General features: G+C 67.1%; 1 protein-coding gene. It reads left to right on the plus strand.

Annotation, left to right across the window (positions count from 1 at the left end):
* Positions 1-248: 248 nt before the first annotated feature.
* Positions 249-2,310, plus strand: a 2,062-nt coding sequence (gene ligD, locus C7C56_RS10290) for a DNA ligase D (RefSeq protein WP_106757330.1), incomplete at its 3' end; no start/stop codon positions are given.

A 2,310-nucleotide genomic window follows, 5' to 3' on the forward strand; every position in this document is an offset into this window, starting at 1 on the left:
GGGTCAGACCCCGGTTACAAAATTTTCGTTCATTTCCGGTTCCTCACCTATGGGCTCTACTGGACGTGTGGCGAGAATTTGTAACCGGGGTCTGACCCCGATTGTGAATTATTCCTTGATCGGAAGCCGATCCATTCCGGGCGCTTATTTGTGGATCGAAAAATGTCGGCCGCACCGTGAAATGGCGCACAGTCAGTCGGGACGGGCCGCTCTAGACTCGTGCCTCGTGCCCAATCTGAAGCGCCTTCATGCCCGACGCCCTCAAACCCTATAAGGCCAAACGCAATTTCTCCGTCACCTCCGAACCGGCCGGGGGCGGCCAGGCCGCCGTCGGCGCGCCCATTTTCGTGATCCAGAAGCACTGGGCCAGCCGCCTGCATTACGATTTCCGGCTCGAACTCGACGGCACCATGAAAAGCTGGGCCGTGCCCAAGGGCCCCAGTTACGATCCCAAAGACAAACGCATGGCCGTCCATGTCGAGGACCATCCGATCGCCTACGCCAGTTTCGAGGGCATCATCCCCGAGCGCGAGTATGGCGCGGGCAAGGTCATCGTCTGGGACAAGGGCACCTGGCAGGCGCTCGACGATCCGCATCAGGCATATCGGGACGGTAATCTTAAGTTTGTGCTGCATGGGCTTAAGATGCACGGCAAGTGGGTGCTGGTGCGCATGAAGGGCAGGGGCGCGAAGCAGGAGCCCTGGCTGCTGATCAAGGAAAAGGACGAGTTCGCCCGCGCCGCCGCCGAGTTCTCCGTCGTCGACCAACTGCCCGACAGCGTGGCCGATCAGGCGCCGCCGCCCACCGTTCCAGCCAAGGCCGCGCCCGGGCGAGCCGCCGGCGCCCTGCCGGCGCAGGCCGTCAAGTCCGCCCTGCCCGCCAGTTTGTCGCCCGAGCTCGCCACACTTGTCGAGCAGCCCCCGGCCGCGCCCGGGGAGTGGATTTTCGAGATCAAGTTCGACGGCTACCGCATGCTCGCGCGCATCGAGGGCGGGCAGGTCAAGCTGTTCACGCGCAACGGCAACGACTGGACCCACAAGCTCGCGCCGCTGCGCGCCAGCCTGGCCGCGCTGGAACTGCCCGACGGCTGGTACGACGGCGAGATCGTGGTCCACGACGAGAACGGGCGCCCCAACTTCGGCTTGCTGCAGCGCGCGTTCGACACCGCCAGCGGCGCCGACATCGTCTATTTCCTGTTCGATATCCCGTATTTCGACGGCTTCGACCTGCGCGGCGCGCCGCTCGAGGCGCGCCGCGCCTTGCTCGAGTCCACCCTCGGCAATCTGAAAACGCCGTCGGCGAACGTGCGCTTGAGCGAGGAGTTCGGCCACGATCCGCACGAGCTCGTCGCCGCGGCCTGCAAGATGGGGCTCGAGGGTGTGATCGGCAAGCGTCGCGACGCGCGCTACGTCAGCCGCCGTTCGGCCCACTGGATCAAGCTCAAGTGCGGTCAGCGCCAGGAGTTCGTGATCGGCGGCTACACCGATCCGCAAGGCGCGCGCACCGGCATCGGCGCCTTGTTGCTCGGAATCCAAGGCGGCGACGGGCTGCTCGAGTACGTCGGCAATGTGGGCACCGGTTTCAACGAGGCGACACTGCGCGATCTCAAGCGCCGCCTCGCCGCGCTCGAGACCGACCAAAGCCCGTTCCCACCGAAGGCCGTGGCCGCACGCAAGCACCACTGGGTCCGGCCCGAGCTCGTCGCCGAGGTCAGCTTCGCCGAGTGGACCGACAGCGGCGCGATCCGCCACGCCGTGTTCCAGGGCCTGCGCGACGACAAGCGGCCCGGGCAGATCGGCCGCGAAACCGCGGCGGCACCCGCACCCCCGCCCGCGCCCGCCAAGACCGGGCGCGCGGCGGCGCCGCCCGCGCCCGAAGGAAAATTGCCGGCCGGGTTCAAGGTGAGCAATGGCGACCGCGTCATCGACGCCGCCAGCGGCACGACCAAAATCGCGCTGGTGCGCTACTACGCGCTCGTCGCCGAGCTCATGATGCCGCACCTGAAGGCGCGCCCCGTGTCGCTGGTGCGGGCGCCGGCCGGCGTCGGCGGGCAATTGTTCTTCCAGAAGCACAGCGAGGTCGGCAAGCTGCCCGGCGTGCGCCAGCTCGACGCGGCGCTCGATCCCGGCCATCCGCCCATGCTCGAGATCGGCACCGGGGGTGGCATCTTGTCGGAGGCGCAATGGAACGTGGTCGAGTTCCACACCCAGAACGCCGTCGCCAAGGCCTACCACACGCCCAACCGCATGGTGTTCGACCTCGACCCCGGCGACGGCGTCGAATGGCGCGCCATGCAGGAGGCGGCGCAAC

It is taken from the genome of Massilia glaciei, assembly GCF_003011895.2.
In the GTDB taxonomy this organism is placed as follows: Bacteria; Pseudomonadota; Gammaproteobacteria; order Burkholderiales; family Burkholderiaceae_D; genus Telluria_A; species Telluria_A glaciei.